Source organism: Sulfitobacter sp. HI0129 (assembly GCF_001635395.1).
GTDB lineage: Bacteria > Pseudomonadota > Alphaproteobacteria > Rhodobacterales > Rhodobacteraceae > Sulfitobacter.
Genome location: NZ_LWGH01000856.1, coordinates 1 through 1,646, shown reverse-complemented (window position 1 = coordinate 1,646; position 1,646 = coordinate 1). Strand labels below are relative to the sequence as shown.

Annotated in this window: 3 protein-coding genes and 1 pseudogene; 2 read left to right on the top strand and 2 right to left on the bottom strand. The window is 68.2% G+C overall.

What is annotated here, in order from left to right; translation table 11 throughout:
• Together A3764_RS20175 and A3764_RS20170 are read right to left on the bottom strand one after the other, a co-directional pair.
• Positions 1 to 213, bottom strand: a pseudogene (locus A3764_RS20175) (helicase-related protein); the annotation flags it as partial.
• Positions 214 to 244: 31 nt separating this feature from the next.
• Positions 245 to 796: a hypothetical protein gene (locus tag A3764_RS20170; protein ID WP_236628266.1), complete on the bottom strand. Its 552-nt coding sequence runs from the start codon at positions 794 to 796 to the stop codon at positions 245 to 247.
• An 80-nt stretch (positions 797 to 876) separates the two neighbouring features.
• Here A3764_RS20170 and A3764_RS20165 point away from each other — a divergent pair, with 80 nt between their 5' ends.
• Both A3764_RS20165 and A3764_RS20160 read left to right on the top strand, forming a co-directional pair.
• Positions 877 to 1,167, top strand: coding sequence for an SCP2 sterol-binding domain-containing protein (locus A3764_RS20165; protein WP_067926705.1), 291 nt, complete (start codon positions 877 to 879; stop codon positions 1,165 to 1,167).
• On the top strand, positions 1,167 to 1,646 hold a 480-nt coding region (locus tag A3764_RS20160; RefSeq protein WP_150122328.1), incomplete at its 3' end, for an alpha/beta hydrolase. The genes A3764_RS20165 and A3764_RS20160, both read left to right, overlap by 1 nt.

Genomic DNA, 1,646 nt, shown 5'->3' with positions numbered 1-1,646 from the left:
GCGGGGCGGCACGATCCGCTCCTCGCCCGTCACCAGCGCCACGACCGACGGGCCGCGCAGGGCCACGATCCGGTCATAGACCTCCCGGGCGAGCAGGCGCAGCGGCAGGCCGATCACCCCGGTCCGATGGGCCAGCATCCGCTCGATGGCATAGGTCGTCTTGCCGGTATTGGTCGGGCCCAGAACGGCCACGATCCGAGATTGCCCTGCCACAGGTCGTCCTCGCTCTAGCGGAGTGAAAAGATCAAAGCCTGCGCCCGATGCCCTCGCGGCGCAGCGCGTCGAGCGCCTTTTGCGCGTTCTCGTGATGGGGGTTCAGATCCAGCACCATGCGGTAAAGCGCCGCCGCCCGGGCCGAATCGCCGAATTCCTGCACCATGGTCGCGAAGCCGAAAATGGCGTTGTACTGATCGGGATTGAGCGCCAGCGTCCGTTCCAGATCCGCCAGCGCGGGACCGTAGAGCGACCGGCGGTAATAGGCCTGCGCGCGCAGGTGCCAGCCTTCGGCAAAACCCGGCGCATGGTCCGTCAGCGCGGTCAGATGGTCGATCGCCAGCGCGTAGTCGCCCTCCTCCAGCGCATCCGCGCCCCGTTGCAGCAACAGGTCCATCGCGGCGGAGCCTGACTTGCGCCAGCCCGCCTCCAGCTTGCGGCTGATGGCGGCGGCCTCCTGCGGGGGGGCCGTGCGCAGCGATTGCAGCAGCCCGTCGGCATCTTCCTGCGCAGCGGCCCCGCCGGCAAGCCCCGCCCAGAGGGCAAGTGCCGCAACGGTATGTTTGAGATTGGTGAAATCCATGCGCATAACTTGCCTGAATGTAACAGGCCCGCGCCGCAATTCCAGATGCCGGGGGGCCGAATGCCGAAAAAGGGTTCAAGATGAGCGATACTGTAAACGAAGCCGTCACCGTACTGAACGAAAAGCTGGCCGGATCGGACATCGGCGGCACCGCCAAGTTCGACATCGAAGGCGAAGGCTGCATCATGATGGACGACAACGGCGCGCGCGCCGGTGACGAGCCCGCGGATGTCACCATGTCCGCCGATGCGGAGACCTTCCGCTCGATCCTCGAAGGCGACACCAACCCCACCTCCGCCTTCATGTCCGGCGCGCTCAAGATCGACGGCGACATGGGCATGGCCATGAAGCTGGCGGCCGTTCTCGCCTGATGCCGCTGAGCGACGCGCCCCTCTTCACCGATGTCCACCCCGGCCCGGCGGGCGCCAGCGCCCACTGGGCGGACACATCGGACGGCAAGAGGATCCGCGTCGCGCACTGGCCCGCAGAGGCGCCGAAAGGCACGGTGCTGCTGTTCCCCGGGCGCACCGAATACATCGAGAAATACGGCACCTGCGCCGGTGAACTGGCCGCGCGGGGGCTGTCCACGCTGGCGGTCGACTGGCGCGGACAGGGGCTCGCCGACCGGCTGCTGCCCGACCGCACGGTCGGGCATGTCGATCTTTTCGCGGACTACCAGAAGGACGTGGCCGCCGTGCTGCAGGCCGCGCGGGCGCTCGACCTGCCGCGCCCGTGGTTCCTGCTGGCCCATTCCATGGGGGGCGCCATCGGGTTGCGCGCCGTGATGGAAGGGCTGCCGGTGCAGGCCGCGGCCTTCAGCGCGCCCATGTGGGGCATTCACATTGCGCCG

Coding starts and splice junctions, on each gene's coding strand:
- A3764_RS20165 (WP_067926705.1), top strand. CDS start 877: ATGAGCGATACTGTAAACGAAGCCGTCACCGTACTGAACGAAAAGCTG.
- A3764_RS20170 (WP_236628266.1), bottom strand. CDS start 796: ATGGATTTCACCAATCTCAAACATACCGTTGCGGCACTTGCCCTCTGG.